Genomic DNA, 24281 nt, shown 5'->3' on the forward strand with positions numbered 1-24281 from the left:
GGGGAGAGTCATCGGGATCATAGACCGCTTGAAAGTAGGGGCAGACGCCGCAGCCGCAAGCCCGTCGCGGAAAACAGCGCATTGGCAATCGCCGGAGGACACACCGCCACACCCAGTTCACCGGGGTCTGCCGGAGGAGCAGAGCTTTCCACGAACGCAACCTCGATCTCGGGACATTCGGCCAGTGTCGGCAATCCCAGATCGGCATAGGCGAAGGCTTCGGGCAGGCCACCGCGCATCTTTAGCGCATTGCCCAGCGCGATGCCGAGGCCGAAGAGCAGACCGCCTTCGATCTGCTGGCGGGCGATGTCGGGGTTGATCACCCGTCCGATATCGACTGCGGCAGAAAGCCGGGTGACGCGCACGCCGCCTTCGCCGGGCCTAGCTGTGGCGACACAGGCGATGCGCCCGCCGGTTTCAGCGTCGCCGATGCGATGGCAGGCGATGCCCTGACCGCTGCGATCCGCCCCGCCATCCCACTGTGCCATCGAGGCGGCGCGTTGCAGGCACGCGGCCATGCGGATGTCGCTGCCCATCATCGACATGCGGAACGACAAAGGCTCGCGGCTGTGCTGGCTGGCGATTTCGTCGATGAAGCTTTCCATCGCGAACGCTGTCGGCACATGCGAATTGCCGCGCACCCGCCCGGTGGGCTGGCCGGTTTCGACCGGGATGTGGCGCACGGTGACGCTGGGCAGTTCATAGGCAGGAACCGCGCCCTCGCACGCGAGCGCGTCGGACTTTCCGGCGGATTCGCGGATCGCGGCCCAGGCTGTCAGATTGCCGAACAGGCGCTCGCCGAATTCCCTGTTCGAAGGCGGTGTGGCAATCCGCCATTTGAGCGCGTCGATCGCGCCGTTCCCGCCTTCGGAAAGCTGCGCGCCCAGCAGCATGTAATAGGGCGCGCGCGGGCGTGTGTGGATCATCTCCTCACGCCGCGCCCATGTCAGCTGCACCGGGCGTTCCAGCTCCTTGGCGATATGGGCGATCTCGATCGCGTGATCGTGTTCAAGCCGCGCATCGAAGCTGCCGCCTGCGGGCATGGGGTAAAGCACCACGTCTTCCGGCGGCAGCCCGACAGCGCGGGCCGCTGCGCGCCGCGCCTGTTCGGGGGCCTGCGATGCGATCCACAGTTCGAGCCGCCCATCGGCATAGCGCGCCGCCGCGCTGGCGGTTTCGAGCGATGCGGCGGGTGCAGGTTCGACTTCGTAACGGCGCGCGATGTCGACCCGTGTCATCGCCTCTTCGCCAAAGCCGGTTTCGGCGATCTTGAAGCTATCTCCGCCTTTCAGCAGCGTGTCCATCCGTGCGTCGATATCGCTGGTGTCGACAGGGAAGGCGGTGGTGAATTGCGGCTCCATCGCGTCAAGCGCGGCCTGCGCACTCCACCATGTCGTCGCCGCAACCGCGAGCCAGCGCTTGGTCTTCACCGCGCCGACGATGCCGCGTATCCCCTTCGCCGCTTCGGCATTGAATCCGGTCAGCTCGCTGCCGTTGTTGGGGCCGTGCCGGATCGCGGCAAAGACCATGCCCGGCAGGCGGACGTCGCTGGCGAAGGTGAAGCTGCCGTCGACCTTTGACGGCAGGTCGATGCGCGGAAAATCAGGTGCGCCGGTTTCGCCGTCGCTAGCCGGGGCCGTCAGGTCGGCGCGCGGCGGTTCGGGCCGGATCGGCGCGGGATCGGGCGCTGAACGCGTGGCCGCACCTTCGGCCAGTTCGCCGAAAGTCGCGCTCTTGTCGTCCCAGCGCACGATGCCGTTTTCGACCTCGCATTCTTCCCAGTTCGCGCCCCAGCGCGACGCGGCTTCTTCTGCCAGCATCGCACGCGCTGCCGCCGCGGCTTCGCGGCACGGCATTTCATAGGCGGCAATCGAAGTGCCGTCGGCGGTGGCGGCAAACCGGCTGGAGCGGGCAAAGCGTTCCGCCTGCATCGCGTCTAAATCATCCGACAGGCCGGCGGCCACAGGCTCCCACAGATCGGCCCAGCGCCGCGCCAGCGGAACATTGGCATAGGCCGCCGCGACCGGAGCCGGCTCGACCGCGACTTGCCGCCAGTCCGCGCCCAGTTCCTGCGCCACGATCTGCGGCAACAGCGTGGTGATGCCTTGCCCCATTTCCAGCTGCGGCACCGCCACGGTGACGACGCCGTCCTCGGCAATCTTGATCCATGCGTCGAACAGGTGTTCACCCTGCGCCGGAGCCAGCGGGTTGGGATAGCTGCGCGGCAGGAACCACCACGCCACCAGCAGGCCGCCGCCAACAGCGGCCCCCGTCACCAATCCCCGGCGTGTGATCTGCATCGGTTCAGAGCTTTCCGGTCTTGATCCAGCGATCCAGCTTTTCCGCGATCGCAAGGAACGGCGCGGCCCCTTCGCCATCGCCCGCTGCGGGAGGCTTGCCAGCGTCACCGGCGATGCGGGTTTCCATGGTCAGCGGCACACGACCAAGGAAGGGAATTTCCAGCGCCTCGGCAAAGCGTTCGACCCCGCCTTGTCCGAAAGGATCGCTCACCTCGCCGCAATGCGGGCAGGCGTATCCGGCCATGTTTTCGACCAGCCCGATGATCGGCACGTCGCCATCTTCGAACAATTGCCCGGCGCGCGCCGCATCCAGCAAAGCGAGGTCTTGCGGCGTCGATACCAGCACCGCGCCATCGGGTTTGCTGTCGGCCATCATCGAAATCTGCACGTCGCCCGTGCCCGGCGGCAGATCGATCAGCAGCAGTTCGGTATCGTCCCATGCCGCATCGACCAGCTGGCCCAGCGCCTTGCCCGCCATCGGCCCGCGCCATGCCAGCGCCTTCCCGGGGGGGACGACATGGCCCATCGACAGCACCTTCACACCGTGCGGGCTTTCCACCGGCACCAGCTTGTCGCCTTCGCTCATCGGCTTCAGGCGTTCGGTTGCCAGCAGGCGCGGCTGCGACGGGCCGTAGATGTCGCCGTCGATCACGCCGACCTTGCGCCCCATCCGCGCCAGCGCCACCGCGAGATTGGTGGTCAGCGTCGATTTGCCCACGCCGCCCTTGCCCGATCCCACCGCAATGATCATCCTCCGGCGGCGATCCGCGATCAGCGCGACGCGCACTTCGTCGACTTCGCCCAGCGCGATCAGCGATTGCTCAATCAGCCCTTCGAGTTCCTGCCGCGCCTTTGCTCCCAGATCACCCGCCTCGGCCACCACAACTGCGCGCCTTTCCGTGATCCGTGCGGAACGCAAACGGCCATGGATTTCCACGGGCAGTTTCGACCGGATCAGCGCCTCGGCCTCGGCCGCGCTCAGAGGGGAATTGTCATCCTTGTTCATAACGCGTGCCCTCTAGCAGCAAATTCACCGCGCCAACCCCTGTTTTTCCGCAATTTGCATTCCTATAAGGGTGATATGCGAATGTTGGACGGTTTCAGACAGAATTTCGGGCTGGCGATGGCTGGCAAGAATCCTTGGGGCAAGCCTTCGAATGGCGGAGGCGACGATTCTTCAGGTGGCGATGATACGCCCACGGGCGAAGGATCGGGCTCTGACGGCGGCGATGGCCCGCGCAACCCGTGGTTGCCGGGCGGCGGTGGCAGTCAGAAGCCGGGCGGACGCCGTTCCGCCAGCATCGAAGACATATTCAAGAACCGCGGACCAGAAGGGCCGCGTCGCGCAGGTGGCGGCGGTGGCGGCGGTTTCCGTGTTCCCGAACGCCCCGGCGGCGGCAGCTGGACCCCGATCCTGATCGCGGGCGTCGTTGCGCTGTGGTATCTGGCGACAGGCGTGCATCTGGTCGAGCCGGGTGAAAACGCCACGGTCAAGACGCTGGGCAAATACACCCGCACGCTGGATCAGGGTTTGCATTTCACCGGGCCGTATCCGATCGAAACCGTTTCGATCGAAGATGTCGAAGGCGTGCGCGCCGTTCAGATTCCGGCGGGTTCGGGCGAAAAGCTGATCCTGACGGGCGATCAGAACCTCGTCGATCTCAGCTACATCGTGCGCTGGCGGATCAAGGATCTGCGCGATTTCAAATATCGACTGGAACAGCCCGAAGAGACCGTGAACGAAGTCGCCGAGGCCGCAATGCGTGCTTCGGTCGCGGAAAAGACGCTCGATGAAACCTTCACCGGGCAAGGGCGCGCCGAAATCCAGCAGGCCGTTCGCGAACGGATGCAGGAAGCGCTCGACGGTTATGGTGCGGGTGTGCAGGTCGTCGGTGTCGAAATCGCCAAGGCTGACCCGCCGGCAACGGTGGTGGATGCATTCCGCGATGTCTCGGTGGCCGAACAGAACGCAGACCGGGCGCGCAACCAGGCGCGCGGCTATGCCCAGCAGGTGCTGGCGCAGGCAGAAGGTGAAGCCGAAGCCTTCACCAAAGTCTATGAGCAATATCGCCTCGCGCCGGGTGTGACCCGCCAGCGCCTGTATTACGAAACAATGGAGCGCGTGCTGGCGCAGACCGACAAGACGATTGTCGAAGCGCAGGGCGTGACCCCGTATCTCCCGCTTCCCGAATTGCGCCGCAGGGCGGCCAATCCGGCTCCGCCACCGGCTCCGGCGGCTGAAGCGCAACCGGCACGGCGGGGAGGGCAGTGAACATGGAAAACCTCTGGAACAATTACCGCCTGCCGATCATCGCCGTCGGACTGCTTGTGCTCGGCTTCTTCATGAGCGCCTATGTCGTGAATGAAGAAGAGCAGGTCGTGGTGGTGCGCACGGGTGAGCCGGTCCGCATCGTCAATCGTCCGGGTAGCGATTACCCGGCGGGCCTGTATTTCCGCATCCCGTTGATCGAATCGATCAGCCGGATCGAAAAGCGTGTGCTCGATCTGGAAATGACGGACGAGGAAGTCCTGTCGAACGACCAGCAGCGTCTGCTTGTGAACGCCTATGCGCGGTTCCGGATTGTCGATCCCAAGCGGATGATCGAACGCGCCGGCACGACCGACGGCGTGCGCGTCGCGCTTGAGCCGATCCTCAACTCAACCCTGCGACAGGAGCTGGGCCGCCGCACCTTTGCCAACATGCTGACCGCCGAACGCGGAACGGCGCTGGCCACGGTTCGCCGCAATCTCGACCGCGAGGCGCGGCAATACGGGGCCGAGGTGATCGACGTGCAGATCAAGCGCACCGACCTGCCCGAAGGCCGCCCGCTCGAATCCGCGTTTGAACGGATGGAATCCGATCGCCAGCGCGAAGCGCGCACGATCCGTGCCGCCGGTGATCGCGATGCCCGGATCATCCGGGCAGAGGCCGATGCAGAGGCGGCCAAGATCTATGCCGACAGCTTTGGCGTGGATCCCGGCTTCTACGATTTCTACCGCGCAATGCAGAGCTACGAACAAAGCTTTGCGCGCGGAGAAGGCCGTGGTGACAGCGCGATCATCCTGTCGCCCGACAATGAGTATCTGCGCCAGTTCCGCGGGGTGCGGTGATCCGCGTGACACACGCCAATCGGACGAACCGTTGATACCGGTCCACCGATTACACGTGTGTTCAATCAGCGTTCAGTGCGTCTGGCCCCATTATGGCGGCGTAGCTGATACACAATCGAATGCCCCGCTGCGGGCGTTCAGACATGGAAGGAACGAGAGGACGTGAACAACGTGCGCTATGTTTATGGACTGACGAGCGCGCTTCTGGTCGGAGGCGCAGCGGTTTCGCTGATGACCGGCTATCCCGCCGGAGCGCAGGTCGCCCAGAACGACGATGCGGTCATGAACCGGGTCGTTCCCGTCGAAGGCGCGCCTGCGAGCTTTGCCGATCTTACCGAGCAATTGCAGCCCGCGGTGGTCAACATCGCGACCCGCCAATCGGTAGAGGTCAACCGCAATCCGTTTGCAGGCACCCCCTTTGCCGAACTGTTCAACCGGCGTGGCGGCGGCAACCAGCCGCAACGGCGCGAGGCGCAGTCGCTGGGCTCGGGCTTCATCATTTCGGCTGACGGCTATGTGGTGACGAACAATCACGTCGTGTCGCCCGACAATCGCGCGCGGCTCGAAGAAATCACCATCACCATGCCCGACGGCACCGAATACGAAGCCGATCTGGTCGGCGCCGATGCCGCGTCGGACCTCGCGGTGCTGAAAATCCGTTCGAACAACACTTTCCCGTTTGTCGAATTCGGCGATTCGAGCCAGACCCGCGTGGGCGAATGGGTGGTCGCTATCGGTAACCCCTTCGGCCTTGGCGGCACGGTGACGTCGGGGATCGTTTCGGCGGTCTATCGCAACACCGGCCAGGGCGGCGCCTATGACCGCTACATCCAGACCGACGCCAGCATCAACCGCGGCAACTCTGGCGGTCCGCTGTTCGACATGCGCGGCAATGTGATCGGCATCAACAACGCGATCTTCTCGCCTTCGGGCGGCAGCGTGGGCATCGGCTTTGCCATCCCCGCTGAAATCGCGGCTCCGATCGTCGAGCAACTGCGCAAGGGGCAGGAGATCGAGCGCGGCTATCTGGGCGTGAACCTGCAGCCGATGAACGATGATCTCGCGGATTCGCTGGGTCTCCAGCACAATCGTGGTGAAATCGTTCAGGTCGTGACCGAAGACAGCCCGGCGCAGCGCGCAGGGCTCAAGGCGGGCGACATCATCGTGTCGGTCAATGGCCGTGAGGTTTCGTCCGACCAGACGGTATCCTTCCTCGTCGCCAATCTCGCGCCAGGTGAAAGCGTGCCTGTCGAAGTGCTGCGCGAAGGCCGTCGCCTGACGATCAACACCACGCTGGGCAAGCGCCCGAGCGAGGCCGAGCTGGCGCAGCAGGCGCAAACCTTTGATCCGGACGCCGAAGAGCCGATGAACCCGGAGCAGATGGACGATGTGATCGCCGAAAAGCTGGGCCTGCAGGTGATCGAGATGAACCCGCAGATCGCGCGCAGCCTAGGCGTGCCTGCCGATACCAAGGGGCTGGTGATCGGCGCGGTCGATCCCAATTCGGACTCCGCCGCCAAGGGTCTGCGGCGCGGCGACATCCTGCTGTCGGCCAACTATCAGGAAGTCACGACAATCGCTGCCCTGCGCGAACAGATCAACGCGGCGCAGGAAGATGGACGCGATGCCGTGCTCCTGCGCATCCAGCGTCGTGGAGCGCCGCCGCGCTTCGTCCCGGTGCGTCTGCGCTGATAGCGACAGCCACAAGGCGCAAGAGAAAAGGCTCCGGAGCGATTTGCTCCGGAGCCTTTTTCTTAGGCCATTCCGTCAAACCTATGGCGGGCTGGACGAGGGCCTTGGGCGGGGCGGCTGGCGTGGGGGCGGATCACCACCGACCGGCGCACCAATCGCCTGTTCGAGGAAATCGTCGCTCACCGCCTTGGGCGGCTCCTCCACTGGGACAAGCCCGCCACCGCCGCGTTCGCCCTGGACGTCGAAAGGCGCATTACCGCCTCCGCGAGGCACCTCGCGTCGGCCCGGCTCGATCAGATTGCCCTGTTCGTCGATGAAGTAATAATCGTCCGGATCGCCGAACAATGCCTCTTCATCGGGTTCCAATTGCCATTCGGGCAGGTTCAGTTCGGTGTTGAATTCCACCACCGCACGATCCTTCACCGCATAGCGCATATAGGCGGCAAAGGCCTGCGCCGGAGCGCGCCCGCCCTGCAATCCGGGCACGGCCTTGGCATCGTCCCGGCCCATCCACACGCCCGTGGTGATCCCGCTCGAAAAGCCGACGAACCAGCCGTCCTTGTTCGAAGAGGTCGTCCCCGTCTTGCCCGCTACCGGCCGCCCGATCTGCGCCGCACGGCCCGTTCCGGTCTGCACCGCTGCCTGCAACAGATCGGTGATACCTGCCACGACATATTCGGGCACCAACTGGGATTCGCGCGGAGCCTCGCGTTCGTAGATCGTTTCGCCATCGGCAGTCACCACCTTGGTGATACCATAGGGCTCCACCCCATTGCCCCCGGCGGAGATCGCGGCAAAGGCGCGGGTCATTTCGAGCAGCCGCACTTCGGACGAACCCAGTACCATCGACGGGAAAGTCGATACCGGCGTGCTGATGCCGAACCGCCGCGCCATCGACGCGACCGTGCCAAATCCGACTTCATTGCCCAGCTGCGCGGCGACCGTGTTGATCGAATAGGCAAAGGCGGTGCGCAGATCGGTTTCGCCGACATTGCGTCCGTTGGAATTGCGCGGGCTCCACCCGTCAATCGTCACCGGGGTATCCACCACCCTGTCATCGGGGGTGTAGCCCGCTTCCAGCGCGGCGAGGAACACGAACAGTTTCCACGAAGACCCCGGCTGGCGCATCGCATTGGTGGCGCGGTTGAAATTGGTTTCGACATAATCGGTACCGCCCACCAGCGCGAGGATTGCACCGTCGCGGTCTATACTGACCAGCGCACCCTGCGCACCGTTAGGCGTATTGGCGTCAATCGACGCGGTCGCGGCGCGCTGCATCCCGATGTCGAGCGTGGTCCACACTTCCAGCGGGGCATTGGTTTCGGGCAGGAGGATGTCGAGCTGCGGCAGCGCCCAATCGGTGAAATAGCGCACCGAATTCTGGCCCGATTGCTGCTTCAGTTCGACCGTATCGACATCGACCGATGCCTGTTCCTGCGTGATGTAGCCCTGTTCCTGCATCAGCCGCAGCACCACCTGCGCGCGGTCAACGGCGGCCTGCACATCGGCGGTGGGGGAATAACGGCTGGGTGCCTTGACCAGGCCTGCGATGATCGAGGCTTCGGCGACCGAAAGCTCCGTTCCCGGATGGCTGAAGAACTTGCGGCTTGCGCTGTCTACGCCATAGGCGCCGCCGCCGAAATAGACCTTGTTGAGATACAGCTCGAGAATCTGCTCCTTCGAGAATTTCCACTCGAGCGCCATCGCCAGCACCGCCTCGCGCGCCTTGCGGTCAACCGTGCGGTTGGATGACAGGAACAGGTTGCGGGCCAACTGCTGCGTGATGGTGGAGGTGCCGCCAACGCGCGAACGCGTGCCCATGAAGCCTTCGACGATGGCCCCGGTGGTGCGGATCGGATCGACCCCGAAATGCGAATGGAACCGCTTGTCCTCCACCGCGATCATCGCGTTGCGCATGTTCAGCGGGATTTCGTCATGCTCCAGCCATTCGCCAAAGCTTGGCCCGATTTCGACGATTTCCGTCCCGTCGCGGGCGCGCACCAGAATGGTCTGCCCGGTCTGGGTCGCCTTCAACTGGTAGAAGCTGGGGATCGATTGCGCGGCAAAGCCCACCGCAAAGGCGAGGAAGATCGCGCCCAGCACCGCTGCCGCCGTGCCCCAGATCGCCAGCCGCTTCGTCCATTTCCACAAGGGCGATGGCGGGCCGGAGGGGCCTCGGGCGCTGCTTGCATCACGGGCCAGCTTCATCTTGCCTGCTCCGTTCGCGCTGGCGGCGCGTTCGGCTGCGGCGCGGCGCGAGCCACGTTTGCCCTTGTTCTGAAGGCTGTCGCCTCGTTTAGACATTGATTGCTGTGGTACCTGAATTGCGCATCCTGCAAGAGGACTGCCCATGCATAGGCGAGTTCTAACCCCGGGTGAACAAGCGCTTGCACAATGTCCCCATCAAGCCTGCTCAGCGGTCCGTCCGGCGCCGTTAGGAACCGTCCGATCCGGTTTCGGGGGCAAATTCGAGCGCGGCCGAATTGATGCAATAGCGCAGGCCGCCCTCTGCCGGGGGGCCGTCAGGGAACACATGGCCTAGATGGCTGCCGCATTTGCCGCAAAGCACTTCGGTGCGGATCATGCCGTATGACGTGTCGCGCCGTTCCTCGATCGTGTCGTCATCGGCCGGGCGGGTGAAGGCGGGCCAGCCGCAGCCGCTGTTGTATTTGGCCGCGCTGATGAACAGGCGGGTGCCGCAGGCGGCGCACATGTATTCACCGTCTTCATAGAACTTGTCGTATTTGCCGGTGAAGGCGCGCTCCGTCCCCGCTTTGCGCAGGATATGGAATTGCTCGGCGCTCAGGCGCTGGCGCCATTCTTCTTCGGTCAGGCTCCGGGGATCGTCGGTCATCTGCTCTCTCCGGTCGCGGCGGATCATTTTCCTACTTCTGGGCAATGCCCTAGACCGGGAGAATGTTCCGTTCACCCCTTCTTTTTGGCGGAAAATGGCGTGCCGATCGAAAGGTCACACCGGGGATGCCTGCTGTGCGGGGTTTCTCTTTGTTTTTCAAGCTCTTGGAGGGGTCGCGAATATTTCTAAAATACCCGGTTCACTGTAACACCTCAGGCATCGACCTGGGCATAATGATCCGGCGGCTTGATCGCGTCCATGCGTTCCGACAGCAACGGGCGGAAGCTTGGGCGGCTCTTGAAAACGGCGTACCAGCCGCGCGTCTGTTCGTGCCCGGTCCAGTCGATCCCGCCGAGGTAATCGGCGACGCTGATCTGCGCGGCGGCGGCAAGATCGGCCATGCTCATGGTCGATCCGGCGAGCCACGGGCGGTTGTCGATCAGCCAGTCCATGTAATCGAGATGGCCGTGCGCCATGCGCATCGCGTTTCGCAGCGCGCGGCTGTCGGGCGGCTGTTTGTAGACGATCCGCTTCTTCATCCGCTCCAGCAGCAGCGGCGCGGTGACATCGGCGTAGAAATTCTCGTCGAACAGCGCGACCAGACGGCGAATCTCGGCCCGGCCCGTCGCCGTGCCGTTGATCATCGGCGACTTGTCGACCGTCTCTTCGAGATATTCGGCAATCGCCCGGCTGTCTGCCAGGACAATGCCCTTTTCCTGATTGACCAGCACCGGCGTTGTCCCGGCGGCGTTGAGATTGTGGAAGTGATCGGACGCGGCCCAGGGGTCTTCGCGCACCAGTTCATAGGCGACGTTCTTCTCGCCCATGAGGAGCCTGATCTTGCGCGAAAACGGACACAGGGGGAATTGGTAAAGCTGCCACATCGTGACGGTTCCATTGCCCGAATTCGCGGGGCGAATCCAGCGTTGCTAAAGCCCGGCAGACTGCTTCAGCAGCAAGCAGGCTGGCATCATCGCGGCAAGCCGCTGTTCGCCATCGGGATTGTCGAGCTGGCCGACCTCGTAAAACGTCAGCGCGGACACCTGCTCGCGCGTCATCCCGGTTGCATCCATCAGCACGGCCATGGCCTGCACGAAGAATTCGCGGCCCCCGTCGGCTTCGAGATCGGCGTAGTCCGCACCGCGCGGATCGTCCGATTTCTGCCAGCGGCTGACAACCGCGAAGGCGATGGCGCAGCGCGGCCCGGTGGCCTGTTCGATCGGCAATTCGTCGAGCGAGGCAATCGGCGCGGACTGGGTTTCGGCGCCGCTGGCAGGCGGCGCGGCGACGGGTGCGGATTGCAGCGCAAGGGCGAGCGCGGCGGAAAGCGAAATGATCATGCCTCGCCCTATAGCGCGGCAGATGAACCCGTGGCTACGAAACTCTCAGAAGTCCGCTTGTGGAGAGCCGCGCCTGCCCCTACTTCCCTCACACCAACCCTCAAGAGGAGAGAACTGCAATGCTCAATCACGTGATGATCGGCTCGAACGATATCGAGCGGTCAAAGGCCTTCTACAACGCCGTGCTTGGCGTGCTGGGTGCGGGCGAACCTTTCGTCAATGTCGCGGCCAGCGGCCATACGCGGCTGTTCTACATCCATGATGGCAGCACGTTCTCGATCAGCGAACCGATCAACGGAGAGCCCGCCACTGCCGCCAATGGCTCGACCATCGGCTTCAAGTGCAACAGCCTTGAACAGGTCAAGCAACTTCACGATGTGGCGGTGGCGAATGGCGGCACCAGCATCGAAGACCCGCCGGGCCCGCGCGCCGGCAGCATGGGCGTGATGAACCTGTGCTATTTCCTCGATCCGGACGGCCACAAGATCTGCGGCATCCACCGCGAAGGCTGATCGGGCGGCCTAACGGCTTAGCTCGAACACAGCGAATTCAGCGCGCCAGTTTGCCCCCACGGGTGAAATGGCGCGCTCATTCGCGAAGAACCACGAACGCTCGATCTTGGCGCCCTTGGCGCGGGCAAGATCGCGGAAATCCTCGACGGTGACGTGGTGGATGTTCTGGGTTTCGTACCAGCTCACGGGCAGCGCACGCGTCACAGGCATCCGCCCGCCGAACATCAAGGCCGCACGGGTGCGCCAGTGGGCGAAGTTGGGGAAAGAGACAAACGCCTTGTCCGCGACCCGTAGCAACTCGTCGAGCATCGCATCGGGCCGCGTCGCCGTCTGCAAGGTCTGGCTGAGCACCGCGAAATCGAACGCCTTGTCGGGGTAATCGGCCAGATCGACATTGGCATCGCCCTGCACCACCGAAAGCCCGCGCGCGACGCAGCGTTCGACCAGTGCGCCATCCAGTTCCATGCCCCGCGCATCGCAACGGCTCTCGCTTTCCAGTTCGGCCATCAACGCGCCGTCACCACAACCGATATCAAGCACCCGGCTGCCGGGCGCGACATGCGCGGCGATGGCCGCGAGATCGGGGCGAAGGGTGGAAGGCCGGGACGTCATTCGACAAACCCCTTCACCACACGGTCGAGCTGTTCGTGCTCAAGCAGGAAGCTGTCGTGACCGTGCGGCGCGGAAAGCTCGACGAAACTGACCTTGGCGCCCGTCGCGTTCAGGGCATGGACGATGTGGCGGCTTTCGGCGGTCGGATAGAGCCAGTCGGTGTCGAAGCTGACGAGGCAGAAGCGCGCCCGGCTATCGGCAAACGCGTCCGCCAGCTTGCCGCCATGCTCCTCCGCCAGGTCGAAATAATCCATCGCCCGCGTGATGTAGAGGTACGAATTGGCGTCAAACCGCTGGGTAAACCCGCTGCCCTGGTATCTGAGATAACTTTCGACCTGGAAATCGGCGTCGAAACCGAAGCTCTTGGCGTCCCTGTCCTGCAGCCGCCGTCCGAACTTCTCGGTCAGCCCTTCTTCGGAAAGATAGGTGATATGCGCCGCCATGCGCGCCACGGCGAGGCCGTTGTCGGGTCGCGCGTCGGAGGCGTAGTAATCTCCATCCGCCCACGCCGGGTCGGCCATGATCGCCTGTCGTCCGACTTCGTGGAAGGCGATGTTCTGCGCCGAATGGCGCGCTGTCGAAGCGATCACCAGCACCCGTGCGGCGCGTTCGGGCCAATTGGCGGCGAGACTCAGCGCCTGCATTCCGCCCATGCTGCCGCCCACGACCGCGTGCAGCCGATCAACCCCGAGCCCGTCGAGCAGCGCCACCAGTCCGCGCACCATGTCGCGGATGGTGATGACGGGAAACCGCATCGCGTAAGGCTGTCCGTCAGAAGAAATGCTGGCCGGGCCGGTCGATCCCATGCAGCTGCCGATGACATTGGCACAGATGACGAAATACCTGTCCGTGTCGATCGGCTTGCCCGGACCGACCATCCGTTCCCACCAGCCCGGCTTGCCGGTGATCGGATGCTCGCTCGCGACATATTGATCGCCGGTCAAAGCGTGGCAGATCAGTATCGCGTTCGATTTGTCGGCGGCCAGATTGCCATAGGTCTCGTAAGCGAGCTGCGCGCCTTCGAGCGCCTGCCCGCTATCGAGCGGGAGAGCCTGCGGAATGGCGTAGAGGTTCGAGGCGAATGGCGCGTTCATTTGCCCGGCGAAGTGGGGAAAGGCCGCGCCCGTGTCAATCGCGCTGCGCATTGCCGCGCTTTTCCGGCTGTATTTGCCGCGCCTTTGTCGTTATTCCGCCGCTCTCCATGACGACAAAGCCAGCCCCCAAGCCCTATATCCTCGGCATCCACGCCTATGTTCCCGGTAAATCGACCGCGAGCGATGGTCGTGCGCTGGTGAAGCTGTCCGCCAATGAGAACCCGCTGGGGACTAGCTCTGCGGCACTCGCCGCGCTGGAAAGCTCACGGGGGGAGGCTGCCAGCTATCCCGATCCCGATTCAAAGGCGCTGCGGGCCGCGATTGCGCAATTACACGGGCTCGACCCGGCGCGGATCGTGTGCGGCACAGGTTCGGACGAATTGCTCAACCTTGCGGCACAGGGGTTTGCAGGAGCGGGGGACGAGGTGCTGTTCAGCGCCCATTCCTTCGCCGTCTACGATATCGCGGCAAGACGCTGTGGCGCCGATCCGGTTGAGGCGCCTGATTGCGATCACACAGCCGATGTCGATGCCCTGCTTGCCGCGGTGAGCGAGCGGACCAAGGTCGTCTTCCTCGCCAATCCGAACAATCCGACCGGCACGTGGATCGCGCCGGAAGAGGTCATGCGCCTGCACGCCGGATTGCCCACGGACGTGCTGCTGGTGATCGACGAGGCCTATGGCGAATATGTCGATCCTGCGCATCAGCGCTTGGGTTTCGAGCTCGCGGCGCGGCACGACAACGTGCTGGTGACGCGCACTTTTTCCAAGATTTACGGCCTTGCCGCCGAACGCATCGGCTGGGCCACCGGCGCACCGGGGCTGATCGACGTGCTGAACCGGATCCGCGGGCCGTTCAATGTCACCACCAGCGGCCAGAAGGCGGCGCTGGCCGCGTTGGGCGATCAGGATTTCGTCGTGGCAAGCCGCACGCACAATACCGTCGAGCGTGCCCGCTTCGTTGCCGCGATCGAAGCTTTGGGCAATCACGGACTGGTTGCCGTGCCGAGCGAGGCGAATTTCGTTCTGGTCGAATTCAATGGCGAACTCGCGGCTGAAACCGCGCTGGGCGCTATTGCCGAGGCCGGATACGCGGTGCGCCACCTTCCGGGACAGGGGCTGCCCAATGCGCTGCGCATTACCATCGGGAAGAGCGCCGACATGGACAATGTGATCGCCTGCCTGCGCAGCCTGTGCGGGGAAAGCGCATGAGGATCGCACGGGTAGCCATCATCGGGCTTGGCCTGCTGGGTGGGTCGATCGGGCTGGCCCTGCGCGAACGTGCGCCTGAGATCGAAACGCGGGGCTTTGATGCCAATCCGAATGTGCGCGCCGTCGCGAGCGAGCGCGGGCTTGTCCAGACCGTCTGCGAAAGCCCGGCCGAAGCGGTAAGCGATGTCGATCTGGTGATCCTGTGCGTGCCTGTCGGTGCGATGGGCGATGCCGCAGCCGCGATTGCCGAAACGCTTCCCGCGCAGGCGATCATCAGCGACGTCGGATCGTCAAAGCAGAGCGTGGCAGAAACACTGGCCGCCATCCTGCCGGGCCGCAACGTCATCCCAGCGCACCCGGTGGCGGGGACCGAGCAGAGCGGCCCCGAAGCGGGCTTTGCCAGTCTTTTTGTCAACCGCTGGTGCATCCTGACGCCGCCCGATGGCGCTGATCCGCAAGCGGTCGAGGCCTTGAGCGCGTTCTGGAGCGGGCTGGGCGCGAAAGTCGAGATCATGGATCCGCAGCATCACGATCTGGTGCTGGCGGTGACCAGCCACATCCCGCACCTCATCGCCTTCACCATCGTCGGCACCGCCAGCGATCTTGAGGAAGTGACCCGCAGCGAAGTCATCAAATATTCCGCCGGTGGCTTCCGCGATTTCACCCGCATTGCCGCATCCGATCCGGTGATGTGGCGCGATGTCTTCCTCAACAACAAGAGCGCGGTGCTGGAAATGCTGGGCCGGTTCACCGAAGACCTGACGGCGCTGCAACGCGCGATCCGTTCGGGTGATGGGGAGACGCTCCACGATCTGTTCAGCCGCACCCGGGCGATCCGGCGGCAGGTGATCGAGGAAGGGCAGGACGACGACCGGCCAGATTTCGGGCGCGCCGATCACGGTTAGGCGTCAAGCCCCGGCGGGCAATCCGTTTTCCGGCATGCTGCTTTGTTCGTTCAGCACGTTGATGGCCTGATGCACCCGGCGTTCCATCTCCTCTCGCGGGAGGCCTGCGGGAATGGTTTCGCCGACCTGATAGGTGATGGTGCCGGGATGCTTGATCAGCCGGTGATAGGTCGGCCCGCTGTTGACAGCGATCGGCACGACGGGAAGCCCCAGCAGTTTGTAAATACCGGCAAAGCCCGATTGCAGCGGCGGCTGTTGGCCATGCGCCACCCGCGTCCCTTCGGGAAAGATGACGAGCGGGCGCCCTTCGCTGATCCGCAATCTCGCTGTGGCGATCATCTCTCTTAGTGCTCGCGCGCCCTTGTCGCGTGCCACCGGGACAAGGCCATAGACCCGGGCAGAGAACCCCCATCCGGGAATGAGGAACAGCTCACGTTTTGCAAAAACGGTCGGAAAACTGAACAGACGCGGCATGTCGATCGCTTCGAAGAAGCTTTCGTGCTTGACCGCGATCAGCACAGGTTCGTCGGGTATGCTGCCGTGCTGGAGGATCTGGATGCCGAGAATGCGCTCGACGCACCAATGGTGCCACCTGCCCCAAAGCGCGACGATCTTCTTGAGCTGGTCGCGCCCGAGCGGGATCGCCAGCACCGATGCCACCACCAGAACCGCGCTGAACCCGTAGAAGAGCGGGTAAAAGACAAGGCTGCGCAAAAACGCCACTGACGCCCTCAATAACCGAAAAGGCCTGCACCCCAACTGGCGAGCAATTTGTGATATTCAAGAAACAGGCTGGCGAGGTTGGGTTGCGAAGGCACCGCATCGCGCAGCACTTCGACATTGGCGGGCAGGGTGCGATCAAGCTCGCCCGCGGCCCGGCGCATGTGCCAATCGGTGGTGACGAGCCGGAGCGACCGCACCGAATTGGCAGCCACCCAATCGGCGGTTTCCGTGGCATTGCTGCGCGTGTCCACCGCGACGAAGCCCAGCGTTACACAGCAATCCATCAGTGCCTGATCGACTTCGAACTGGACCGCGAATTCGGCCGGGGTGACTTCGGGATCGACCCCGGTGACCAGCATCTTGGACGCCAGCCCGGCGTCGAGCACCGACAGCCCTTGCGCGATCCGGCCCGGTCCGCCGGTTGGGACGATCACGGCATCCGTCGCGATGTCATCGGCGGGTTGTGGCAGGGTTACCGTGAACCACAGGAAGCCCAGTGCCCAAGCCAGAACTGCAGCCGCAAAACTGTATCTGAAGAACGCCATTACTCTACAACATCGATTTCAGCGCAAAGCCGATAGTGATCCGGCCGGTGACGAGCGCGAGCATGACTCCGGCAAGCGGGATCGCTCCGATCAGCATCCAGTCGCCAATGCCCAGGTTACCGCCGCCGACCATGCCGCTGTCGAGCGCCGCGAATTGCTGGCCCAGCACCCATACCGCAGCAAGCCCGAGCAGCAAGCCGACAACCGATCCGAAGGCCGCATCGCGCAGTACCGAACGTTGAAAGATGCGCGTGACCTGTTCGTCCGTGCCACCGAGCAGATGGATGATCTCCACCGTGTCGCGGTGATTGGCAAAGGCGCTGCGGGCCGCAAGCCACACGGCAGCGGCTGTTGCGAAGCTGACCAGCACGATCAGCGCAAGCGCCAGATACTGCAATGCTGCCAGTGCGTCATAGACCGGGCGCAGCCAATCCGATTGCGCGTCGATCTTCACTCCCGGCGCGGCTTCGGCGAGTGCTGCCTGCAATTGCGCAATTTCGCCCGCGCTGGCTCTGCGCGACAGTTCGACGTCGATCAGTGCCGGGATCGGCACGTCTTCGCTCGCGGCGCTTGAGCCGAGCCATGGCTCCAGCAAGGCGACAAGTTCCTGTTCAGGCACGATCCGTACCGAGGTGACCAGCGGATGATCGCCAAGGGCGTCAGCGGCAGCCTGAGCCCGCGTCTGCCTTACTGCCGGATCGGCTTCGACAATCTGCACGGTCACTGCTCCAGCCAGGTCGGCGCGGGCATTCTCGGCAAGATTGCGCAGTGACAATCCGCCCGCCGCGGCGATCACCACCAGTGCGATCAGGATGGCGATTACCCAGGGAATAGGCCCCGCGAACCGTCCCTGAGGCAGCAGGCTGGCGCTCCTCGTCCGCGCAGGGCCCGCTGCATCGGCAGTTTGTTCTTCCGGAAGCGGGGGCGTGTTCATGCCGGCCCCTTTGGCGCCGGACGGGGTGAAGGCTTGGGCGTCGGCCGCGGAGGATAGCGCAGCGCGCCGGTCGGATCGGACAGCCGCCCGTTCTGCAACCGCATGATCAGCGAGTCGGGCACTTTCTTGAGCAGATGCACATCGTGTGTGGCGACGATGACTGTGGTGCCGACCCTGTTGTTGAGCGCCTCGAACAGGCGCAACAGTTTCAGCGCCATGTCCGGATCGACGTTACCTGTCGGCTCGTCCGCGATCAGCATTTGCGGCCTTGCAATGACGGCGCGGGCAATGGCGACGCGCTGTTGTTCGCCGCCGGACATCGTTGCCGGTATCGCATGTGCCCGGTGCGACAGTCCGACCCAGTCGAGCATATCCGATACGGCCTTCACGACGCGTGTCTCATCCGTCCCGGCAAGCCGCAGCGGCAGCGCGACATTGTCGAAAGCGGACAGATGCTGCACCAGCCGAAAGTTCTGGAACACCACACCGAGGCGCCGGCGGAAATCGGGCAGCTTGGTGCGCGGCAGGGTGATCATGTCCTTGCCGAACATCCTGATTGCCCCCCGCGAAGGTCGCTGCGCGAGATACAGCAGCTTCAAAAGGCTCGTCTTGCCCGCGCCGCTGGCACCGGTCAGAAAGTAGAAGCTGCCGGGGAAAAGCGTGAAGCTGAGATCGCTGAGCACCTCAGGATCGGTGCCGTAACGCAAGCCGACATTGTCGAATTTCACGATTTCTGCCGGCCTGTCGGTCATGGCGCGCACTTATCAGCGCGCCTGCCATCGGGAAAGCCCAAGACGTGCGCTATCGCCATGAATCCGCCTTTCTGACCGGTGTTGATGCGCTCCACTGGGGAAAAATTGCCCGATTCGCCTCACTGTGTCGTTGCCGGACTTGTGCGGCGGCAACCGCTGATTATTGCCATAAGAGCGATGATTATTTCCTGCCCTGCCTGCGGAACACGCTATGTCGTGCCTGAAACCGCGATTGGCGCTGACGGGCGAACCGTGCGTTGCGCCAAGTGCAAGCACAGCTGGTTTCAGGAAGCACCGCCGCTCGAGCTGAAGGAGCGAGCAGATGCGAAGCCGAAGGTGGAAGCTGCAACTCCTCCGCCGCCTCCGCCCCCGCCACCTTCTGCAGCAGAACCTGCGGCGACATCAGGTGCGACCCCTTCGGTCAGCCATTGGCGCACGCAGGACCGGCCCGAAACATCGGGGGAAGCTGCTGCGACTGACGGGATCGCCGCAAAGGCCTTCAAGCAGGGCTTGGGAGAGGCAAACTCGCCGTCTCCAGGTCGCCCGGAACCTGATCTGCAGGAAGATCCTCCGGTTGACGAAGCGTTTGGCTCCGATGCCGATCCGCTTGCCGGGCATGGCGCCGATATTGCTGACGATCCGGTCTATTCCGACGACGATGAATATGACGATGGGGCGTCGCAGTTCGACTACAGCCCGCCGTTTACGCGGCGCCGCAACTCGCTGAAAATGTGGACGATCGCGGCAGCCGCGTTCGCGCTGCTGGCGTCTGGAACGGTGGTTGCGGTCAATTATTATGGCCTGCCCGACTGGTTCCCTGTCACCCGCCCGACTTTCGGAATTCAGCCCGCCAGCCTCGAACTCGACTTCCCCGCCGCGCAGCAACGCAAGGTGACGCTCGAATCGGGTGAGGAAATCTTCGAAGTGCGCGGCAACATCCGCAATACCGGCGCAGAAAGCGTCAGCGTGCCGAGCCTGCTGATCGTGTTCCGGGACGAGCGGAACAAGAATGTCTACAGCTGGGTGGTCGTCCCGTCGAAGCGGGAGCTTGCCCCGGGTGAAACGCTCAATGTTACCGAGGCGGTGACGGATATTCCGGTTTCGACGAAGGCTGCGGAAATCGGCTGGTCGCCGAACTGACGCGCCTCTCGGCAACAGCCTTTAGCTGAATTCGATCCAGACTGTGCCAGCGGCATCGCGTCCGCGTTGCACCGAATGATCGAGCTGCTGGCCTTCGGGCGCATCTTCGACAGCTTGAGCCATGCTGATCCGCGCCGGGCGCAGCACCCTTACGCTTGCCTGCACGGTGGCGATCGCAGTCGGCTGCGGTGCAGGCGCCTGCGCCACGACAGGGGCGCTGGCTTGTGCGAAAATCAAAAGGGCGGCGGCAATGCTCATGCCAAATGGTTTCCGCCGGATTTACCATTCTTACAAGCACATCGGTAACCCGGTCCCACAGCGGGACAGTCGGGCTGGCAATCCTCAACCGGGCCGGGGTGAAGGCGGTATTTTCAGGCAGGCCATCAAAGCTCTTGCGCGCATCATGCCCCCTTGCTAGTGGCGCGCTCCTACCGAGGGGGAGCGCATAGCGCCCCCGGAAACCCGAGTGCGGTCGTGGCGGAACTGGTAGACGCGCAACGTTGAGGTCGTTGTGGCCGAAAGGCCGTGGAAGTTCGAGTCTTCTCGACCGCACCAAACAGTGTCTAAGTATCTGTTTTTGAACGGATATATTTCAAAAAATTCGATTGGCAGAATCTCTCCCTAAAGGGGCGAAATGACCCAATTTCGACTAATTTCTCGCTCAGCTGGCAAAGTTGTCATTCCATGACTCTTCACGAGCATTGAATGACAATTGTTGCCGATTTTGGATAATTTTCGAGTCTTCTCGAGAGCACCAAACAGTCTTAGAGGGAACCGGAAAACGCCGACCCGGCGTACACTGCGCCGGGATGCGCGCGGTTCTGCGGGATTTGGGGACCGTCCTTGACGGGGCGTGGGCCAGAGACCCTCTCATCGGCCCCTTCTCAGCGCCCATTTCAGCCAATGTCTCTGTCTGGATTTCCCTCGCCTCACCTAGCGTGAGAGTGTTGCTGGGCAAGTTGCAAGTCAGCCTGCGAACCCGAGCGCTTCTTCCTGTGCAGACCACGAGAGCGGTAGTTCCGTATCGAGCAGTCGCTTGCGCGTGAGCCGGGGAGGTGCCCTGCCATCGGTGATCGCTTCGATGATGCTCGGGCTGAGCCAGCTCAGGCGGACCAGCCTCGTGAGTTGCTTGCGGCAGCGGCCTTCGCGTCTTGCGATCTGGTTGATGCTGAGCTCGGGGCTGGCAAGGACCAGCTTGCGCGCCTCGAGGGCTTCGCCGAGAAGCGCGATCATGCCGGTGTCGACTGCCTTGGCGTTGGCATCCTGATCGATCCGCAGCTTCGCCTCGCGGAACGGCTTGCGGGGTGCCAGCGGGATGCACCATTCCCAGCGCTGGCGGTTGCTGCAACCAAGTGCGTCCGCATTCAGGCGGACATCGATGCGGTCATGGCATATCTGGATCGCCGTGATCACCTGCGGGACGATCGTCTGGCATTGAGGCTCAAAGGCGAGGTTGGCGGCGGCAAGTTTGGCTTTGGCGAACATGTCACGAAGTACGCCTCCCTCCTGTTCACCTGAGATCCTGCGCAGCATATGCTCGTCTTCCAGCAGCGTTGTGAGTTGGACGATCAGGTGCCGTTCGAGCTGTCCCTGGCTGATGCGGGTTGCTGGAACGTCATCGACCCGGGCAAGATCCTTGCGGGTCTCGTAATAGGGATAGCGCCGCGTTCCCTTGGTGGCATAGGTAGGGACCATCGGGCGTCCCTCGGGATCGGACAGCAGGCCGCGCAGTATGGCCTGCTGCGGATCGTTCTTCGCTCGCCTGCGCGGCGGTGCCTTCTCCTGCAACCGTTTCTGCACCGCGTTCCAGAGTTGCTCGTCGACGATCGGCTCGTGCTCGCCTTCGTACACCTCTCCCTTATGGACGATCTTGCCGCGATAGATCGGGTTCCTGAGCAGATGGAACAGACTTCCGCGCCGGAACGGGATCCCGCCCCTGTGCGGTCCGCTGGTGCGCTTCTGAACCTTTGTACGGATGCCTTCGGCCTCCAGCTGTGCAATCAGCTCGTTGGCGGAGCGCGAGCCAATGTAGCGGCGCATGATCGTTCGGACCCGCTCGGCTTCCTCCGGCACGGGGATAAGTTTGCGGTCGATCACCTCGTAGCCGAGCGGCACCGGCCCACCCATCCATAGTCCCTTCTTTTTCGAGGCGGCGATCTTGTCCCTGATCCGCTCACCGGTCACCTCACGCTCGAACTGGGCGAACGACAGCAGCACATTGAGAGTCAGCCTGCCCATGCTGGTCGTGGTGTTGAACGCTTGCGTCACCGAGACGAAGCTGGCTTGCCTTGCATCGAGCTGCTCCACGATCTTGGCGAAGTCGGCAAGGCTGCGGGTCAGGCGATCGACCTTGTAGACCACGATCACATCAACGAGACCGCTCTCAACGTCCCCTAAGAGGGCTCTGAGGCCCGGTCGCTCCATATTGCCGCCAGAGAACCCGCCATCGTCATAAGGGGTCTCGACCAGCGTCCAGCCCTCATGCCGCTGGCTCAGGATATAGGCCTCGCAGGCCTCGCGCTGGGCATGGAGGCTGTTGAACTCCTGTTCGAGCCCGTCCTCGGTCGACTTGCGGGTATAGACCGCGCAGCGCAGGGTCTTGGCGGCGCTCATTGGGTCAGCCCGAAGAAGCGAGGACCATTCCGATGGGTGCCGGTGATGGCCTTGGCGACCGCGGTCAGCGAGCGCCATACTTGCCCGTCGTACTCGAACCCCTGCTCAAGCACCGTGACCGTGTGGCCAGCCCCGTGCCAGTCGCGCACCAGCCTTGTGCCCGGTGTGAGTTTGCGTTGCGGCGGCGAGGCAGGCGGCTCGTTGCCCATAATAGCTGAGCGAGCGGTCTGCATGATAATCCGCCGCGTCTCACGGCTGATCCCGCCATGGCGCTTCTCCTGCAGCCGGTGTGCAATCCCGAGCCTCAGCAGGTCCGCCGAGAGGTTGGGAGCAGGCGCGCCATGACAGCGCGCCCACTCGTCCTTAAGTTCGGTGATCGACAGCTCCTCCAGTCGATCGAGTGACAGGCGTTCACGGCGTCCCATCAGCCTGCCTTCGCTCCGGTGCTGGCGGCAGCAAACCGGTAGATGCTTTTGCCTGCCTTGCCGGTCTCGCGGACCACTTCCCGACCCTTCTTCCTCAGGCCGCTCATGAACGCACGGCAGGTGTGCGCTTGCCAGCCGGTTGCCTCGCCCATCTGGTCAAGTGTGACGCCGGACTTGCGCGCCAGCAGCGCCTCGACCTTCAAGGCCTTGGTCAGGCGTTTTTCTTTGCGGTCGGGCTTGGAGGGCTTCTTTGCAGGTTTGGGCGCAGACTGCGTTTGGGGAGGCAGTGCTTCTGCATCTGCTCCTGCCGAATGCAGTGGTTCCCCGGCGGGGGCCTGGGCAGAGTCAAAGCTAATGGGGGTTGTATTGGTCATGGGTGGTTCTCCTTGATTGGAGCAGCGCTACTCGCTGCTCCCACCACCCAGCGCCCCGTATCGCGCTACCGCATCGGGGCTGCGGCCTGCCAACGGCCGCGATTCAGTCAACGCACCAATGCTTCGTTTGCGAAGGAAGTCGAGCGGAACTCGCGGCGATCAGCTATGTCCGCTATGCGCTCCAATCCAAGGCGTAGTCACCCGAGATTTTAGCTCCCAAGAGCGGACATTCGCATAGGTTGATGGACGCGGGTGGCCGCGCGGAGAAGGGGGTTGCTAAGCTACGACTGTGATTTCTCGTTAAAGAGTTTCGAATTCTTTATTGACCATCCAAAAGCGAAGAGTGCGGTGGATCCGCTTATAGCCCGAGCGAATTCCAATGGCTTCTACGCTTCAAGCGCGCGCACCTAAACCGTTTGATTTGGGAGACGATAGAGTGTGAGCGTTCCAGCAGTGTTGATTGCGCGTCGCCATTGCCGCGCTGTCCAGAATGTTCCCTCAAGCTGATCCTTCTCATTATCGTAGAACAAGCTGGCTGCTGCATCGAAACTGAGATCATCCGCTTGGTTATCGGTGTCGTTTTGCTGGTTATAGAAATAGCAGAGCGAGGGCCGCTCATTTTCCGAACGCTTGCGCGGCATGACGATATAGCTTGTCGAGTTTTTAATCGGTGTATCAGCGCGCGGATTGGTCACTGTGATCTTGATGGACCACCACGATTGTTCGATCTCGGCGACCAGTGAGACAGGCAGCAACTCGGCAAGCTCGTCCGCTTCGCAAATTCGAGGGTCGAAACTACGTCGCCGATCGGCGGCCGCATCAAGCAACTGTATCTGACGCGACCAATTGCTGCGAAGCGTCATAGCCCACTTGCCGTTGAGATCCGGGAACACGTGGTGTCCAAGATCGGGCAACCAGCCAACCCTTTTACTCACCGACCAAATCCATCGCCAGATCGGGTTCCATGCAAGGGCAACACAGATTGCCCAAACGATGCTTGGTATTGCCAGCCTTCGAACTTCGATATCGAATGCAGACGTAGCGAGTTCTATCGCTAGGAAAACGCCCACGGCCAAGAGTGCCGCAGCGTAGATCAGCGCTTTTACCGGGAAAATTCTGTACATTGTTTGTTCGCCTCTTGATT

The 24281-nt window shown here is 63.1% G+C and carries 24 protein-coding genes and 1 tRNA gene; 8 read left to right on the top strand and 17 right to left on the bottom strand.

Annotation, left to right across the window (positions count from 1 at the left end):
* Positions 1-17 precede the first annotated feature (17 nt).
* The gene (locus L1K66_RS04220; protein ID WP_252259754.1) at positions 18-2300 is read right to left on the bottom strand and encodes a xanthine dehydrogenase family protein molybdopterin-binding subunit; all 2283 of its coding nucleotides are present in this window, start codon (positions 2298-2300) and stop codon (positions 18-20) included.
* 4 nt (positions 2301-2304) lie between these two features.
* Entirely contained in the window at positions 2305-3306 is a 1002-nt protein-coding gene (locus L1K66_RS04225) for an Mrp/NBP35 family ATP-binding protein (protein WP_252259755.1), read from the bottom strand.
* A gap of 75 nt (positions 3307-3381) precedes the next feature.
* Here L1K66_RS04225 and hflK point away from each other — a divergent pair, with 75 nt between their 5' ends.
* From hflK to L1K66_RS04240, 3 genes are all read left to right on the top strand, one after another.
* On the top strand, positions 3382-4572 hold the full coding sequence (gene hflK, locus L1K66_RS04230; protein WP_252259756.1) for a protease modulator HflK: 1191 nt from the start codon (positions 3382-3384) through the stop codon (positions 4570-4572).
* 2 nt (positions 4573-4574) lie between these two features.
* Entirely contained in the window at positions 4575-5411 is an 837-nt protein-coding gene (gene hflC / locus L1K66_RS04235) for a protease modulator HflC (protein ID WP_252259757.1), read from the top strand.
* Positions 5412-5573: 162 nt separating this feature from the next.
* Complete coding sequence (locus L1K66_RS04240; protein WP_252259758.1) at positions 5574-7103, top strand: Do family serine endopeptidase; 1530 nt, start codon at positions 5574-5576, stop codon at positions 7101-7103.
* An 81-nt stretch (positions 7104-7184) separates the two neighbouring features.
* Here L1K66_RS04240 and L1K66_RS04245 read toward each other — a convergent pair whose 3' ends face one another.
* The 4 genes from L1K66_RS04245 to L1K66_RS04260 all read right to left on the bottom strand — a co-directional run bounded on the left by L1K66_RS04245 (position 7185) and on the right by L1K66_RS04260 (position 11297).
* Positions 7185-9407, bottom strand: a complete 2223-nt coding sequence (locus L1K66_RS04245) for a transglycosylase domain-containing protein (RefSeq protein WP_252259759.1) — start codon at positions 9405-9407, stop codon at positions 7185-7187.
* Positions 9408-9537: 130 nt separating this feature from the next.
* Entirely contained in the window at positions 9538-9957 is a 420-nt protein-coding gene (gene msrB / locus L1K66_RS04250; RefSeq protein ID WP_252259760.1) for a peptide-methionine (R)-S-oxide reductase MsrB, read from the bottom strand.
* Positions 9958-10169: 212 nt separating this feature from the next.
* Positions 10170-10841, bottom strand: a complete 672-nt coding sequence (locus L1K66_RS04255) for a glutathione S-transferase family protein (protein ID WP_252259761.1) — start codon at positions 10839-10841, stop codon at positions 10170-10172.
* A 45-nt stretch (positions 10842-10886) separates the two neighbouring features.
* Positions 10887-11297 (bottom strand): hypothetical protein, encoded by a 411-nt coding sequence (locus L1K66_RS04260; protein WP_252259762.1) that lies wholly within the window; start codon positions 11295-11297, stop codon positions 10887-10889.
* 119 nt (positions 11298-11416) lie between these two features.
* Between L1K66_RS04260 and L1K66_RS04265 the strand changes: the two genes are divergently transcribed.
* Positions 11417-11809, top strand: a complete 393-nt coding sequence (locus L1K66_RS04265) for a VOC family protein (RefSeq protein WP_252259763.1) — start codon at positions 11417-11419, stop codon at positions 11807-11809.
* A gap of 9 nt (positions 11810-11818) precedes the next feature.
* Here the strand turns inward: L1K66_RS04265 and metW are convergent, their stop codons facing one another.
* Both metW and metX read right to left on the bottom strand, forming a co-directional pair.
* Positions 11819-12421 carry a methionine biosynthesis protein MetW gene (gene metW / locus L1K66_RS04270; protein WP_252259764.1) on the bottom strand — a complete coding sequence of 201 codons (603 nt, stop codon included), beginning with the start codon at positions 12419-12421 and terminating at the stop codon, positions 11819-11821.
* A complete protein-coding gene (metX, locus tag L1K66_RS04275) occupies positions 12418-13515 on the bottom strand; it encodes a homoserine O-acetyltransferase MetX (protein WP_252260589.1) in 1098 nt (365 codons plus the stop codon). The genes metW and metX overlap by 4 nt, the downstream gene beginning before the upstream one ends.
* A 107-nt stretch (positions 13516-13622) precedes the next feature.
* Here metX and hisC point away from each other — a divergent pair, with 107 nt between their 5' ends.
* Positions 13623-14726, top strand: coding sequence for a histidinol-phosphate transaminase (gene hisC, locus L1K66_RS04280; RefSeq protein ID WP_252259765.1), 1104 nt, complete (start codon positions 13623-13625; stop codon positions 14724-14726).
* A complete protein-coding gene (locus tag L1K66_RS04285) occupies positions 14723-15631 on the top strand; it encodes a prephenate/arogenate dehydrogenase family protein (RefSeq protein ID WP_252259766.1) in 909 nt (302 codons plus the stop codon). Before hisC ends, L1K66_RS04285 begins: the two co-directional genes overlap by 4 nt.
* A gap of 3 nt (positions 15632-15634) precedes the next feature.
* Here L1K66_RS04285 and L1K66_RS04290 read toward each other — a convergent pair whose 3' ends face one another.
* From L1K66_RS04290 to ftsE, 4 genes are read right to left on the bottom strand one after another with little or no spacing between them, the layout of a single operon-like run.
* Positions 15635-16354, bottom strand: a complete 720-nt coding sequence (locus L1K66_RS04290) for a lysophospholipid acyltransferase family protein (protein ID WP_252259767.1) — start codon at positions 16352-16354, stop codon at positions 15635-15637.
* An 8-nt stretch (positions 16355-16362) separates the two neighbouring features.
* Positions 16363-16899: a YdcF family protein gene (locus L1K66_RS04295; RefSeq protein WP_252259768.1), complete on the bottom strand. Its 537-nt coding sequence runs from the start codon at positions 16897-16899 to the stop codon at positions 16363-16365.
* Positions 16900-16903: 4 nt separating this feature from the next.
* A complete protein-coding gene (locus L1K66_RS04300) occupies positions 16904-17833 on the bottom strand; it encodes a cell division protein FtsX (RefSeq protein ID WP_252259769.1) in 930 nt (309 codons plus the stop codon).
* Positions 17830-18585 (bottom strand): cell division ATP-binding protein FtsE, encoded by a 756-nt coding sequence (gene ftsE / locus L1K66_RS04305; RefSeq protein ID WP_252259770.1) that lies wholly within the window; start codon positions 18583-18585, stop codon positions 17830-17832. The genes L1K66_RS04300 and ftsE overlap by 4 nt, the downstream gene beginning before the upstream one ends.
* A 177-nt stretch (positions 18586-18762) precedes the next feature.
* Here ftsE and L1K66_RS04310 point away from each other — a divergent pair, with 177 nt between their 5' ends.
* On the top strand, positions 18763-19725 hold the full coding sequence (locus L1K66_RS04310; protein ID WP_252259771.1) for a zinc-ribbon domain-containing protein: 963 nt from the start codon (positions 18763-18765) through the stop codon (positions 19723-19725).
* Between the two features lie 21 nt (positions 19726-19746).
* Here the strand turns inward: L1K66_RS04310 and L1K66_RS04315 are convergent, their stop codons facing one another.
* The gene (locus L1K66_RS04315; RefSeq protein ID WP_252259772.1) at positions 19747-19983 is read right to left on the bottom strand and encodes a hypothetical protein; all 237 of its coding nucleotides are present in this window, start codon (positions 19981-19983) and stop codon (positions 19747-19749) included.
* A 210-nt stretch (positions 19984-20193) separates the two neighbouring features.
* Here L1K66_RS04315 and L1K66_RS04320 point away from each other — a divergent pair.
* Positions 20194-20280, top strand: a tRNA-Leu gene (locus L1K66_RS04320).
* Positions 20281-20691: 411 nt separating this feature from the next.
* On the opposite strand, the gene L1K66_RS04325 is transcribed toward L1K66_RS04320, so the two are convergent.
* The 4 genes from L1K66_RS04325 to L1K66_RS04340 form a co-directional block, all read right to left on the bottom strand.
* On the bottom strand, positions 20692-22338 hold the full coding sequence (locus L1K66_RS04325; RefSeq protein WP_252259773.1) for a recombinase family protein: 1647 nt from the start codon (positions 22336-22338) through the stop codon (positions 20692-20694).
* A complete protein-coding gene (locus tag L1K66_RS04330; RefSeq protein WP_252259774.1) occupies positions 22335-22763 on the bottom strand; it encodes a DUF2924 domain-containing protein in 429 nt (142 codons plus the stop codon). The genes L1K66_RS04325 and L1K66_RS04330 overlap by 4 nt, the downstream gene beginning before the upstream one ends.
* A complete protein-coding gene (locus L1K66_RS04335) occupies positions 22763-23137 on the bottom strand; it encodes a DUF3489 domain-containing protein (protein WP_252259775.1) in 375 nt (124 codons plus the stop codon). Before L1K66_RS04335 ends, L1K66_RS04330 begins: the two co-directional genes overlap by 1 nt.
* Before the next feature lie 407 nt (positions 23138-23544).
* On the bottom strand, positions 23545-24261 hold the full coding sequence (locus L1K66_RS04340; protein WP_252259776.1) for a hypothetical protein: 717 nt from the start codon (positions 24259-24261) through the stop codon (positions 23545-23547).
* Positions 24262-24281: the final 20 nt, after the last annotated feature.

This window comes from Erythrobacter aurantius (assembly GCF_023823125.1).
Lineage (GTDB): Bacteria > Pseudomonadota > Alphaproteobacteria > Sphingomonadales > Sphingomonadaceae > Erythrobacter > Erythrobacter aurantius.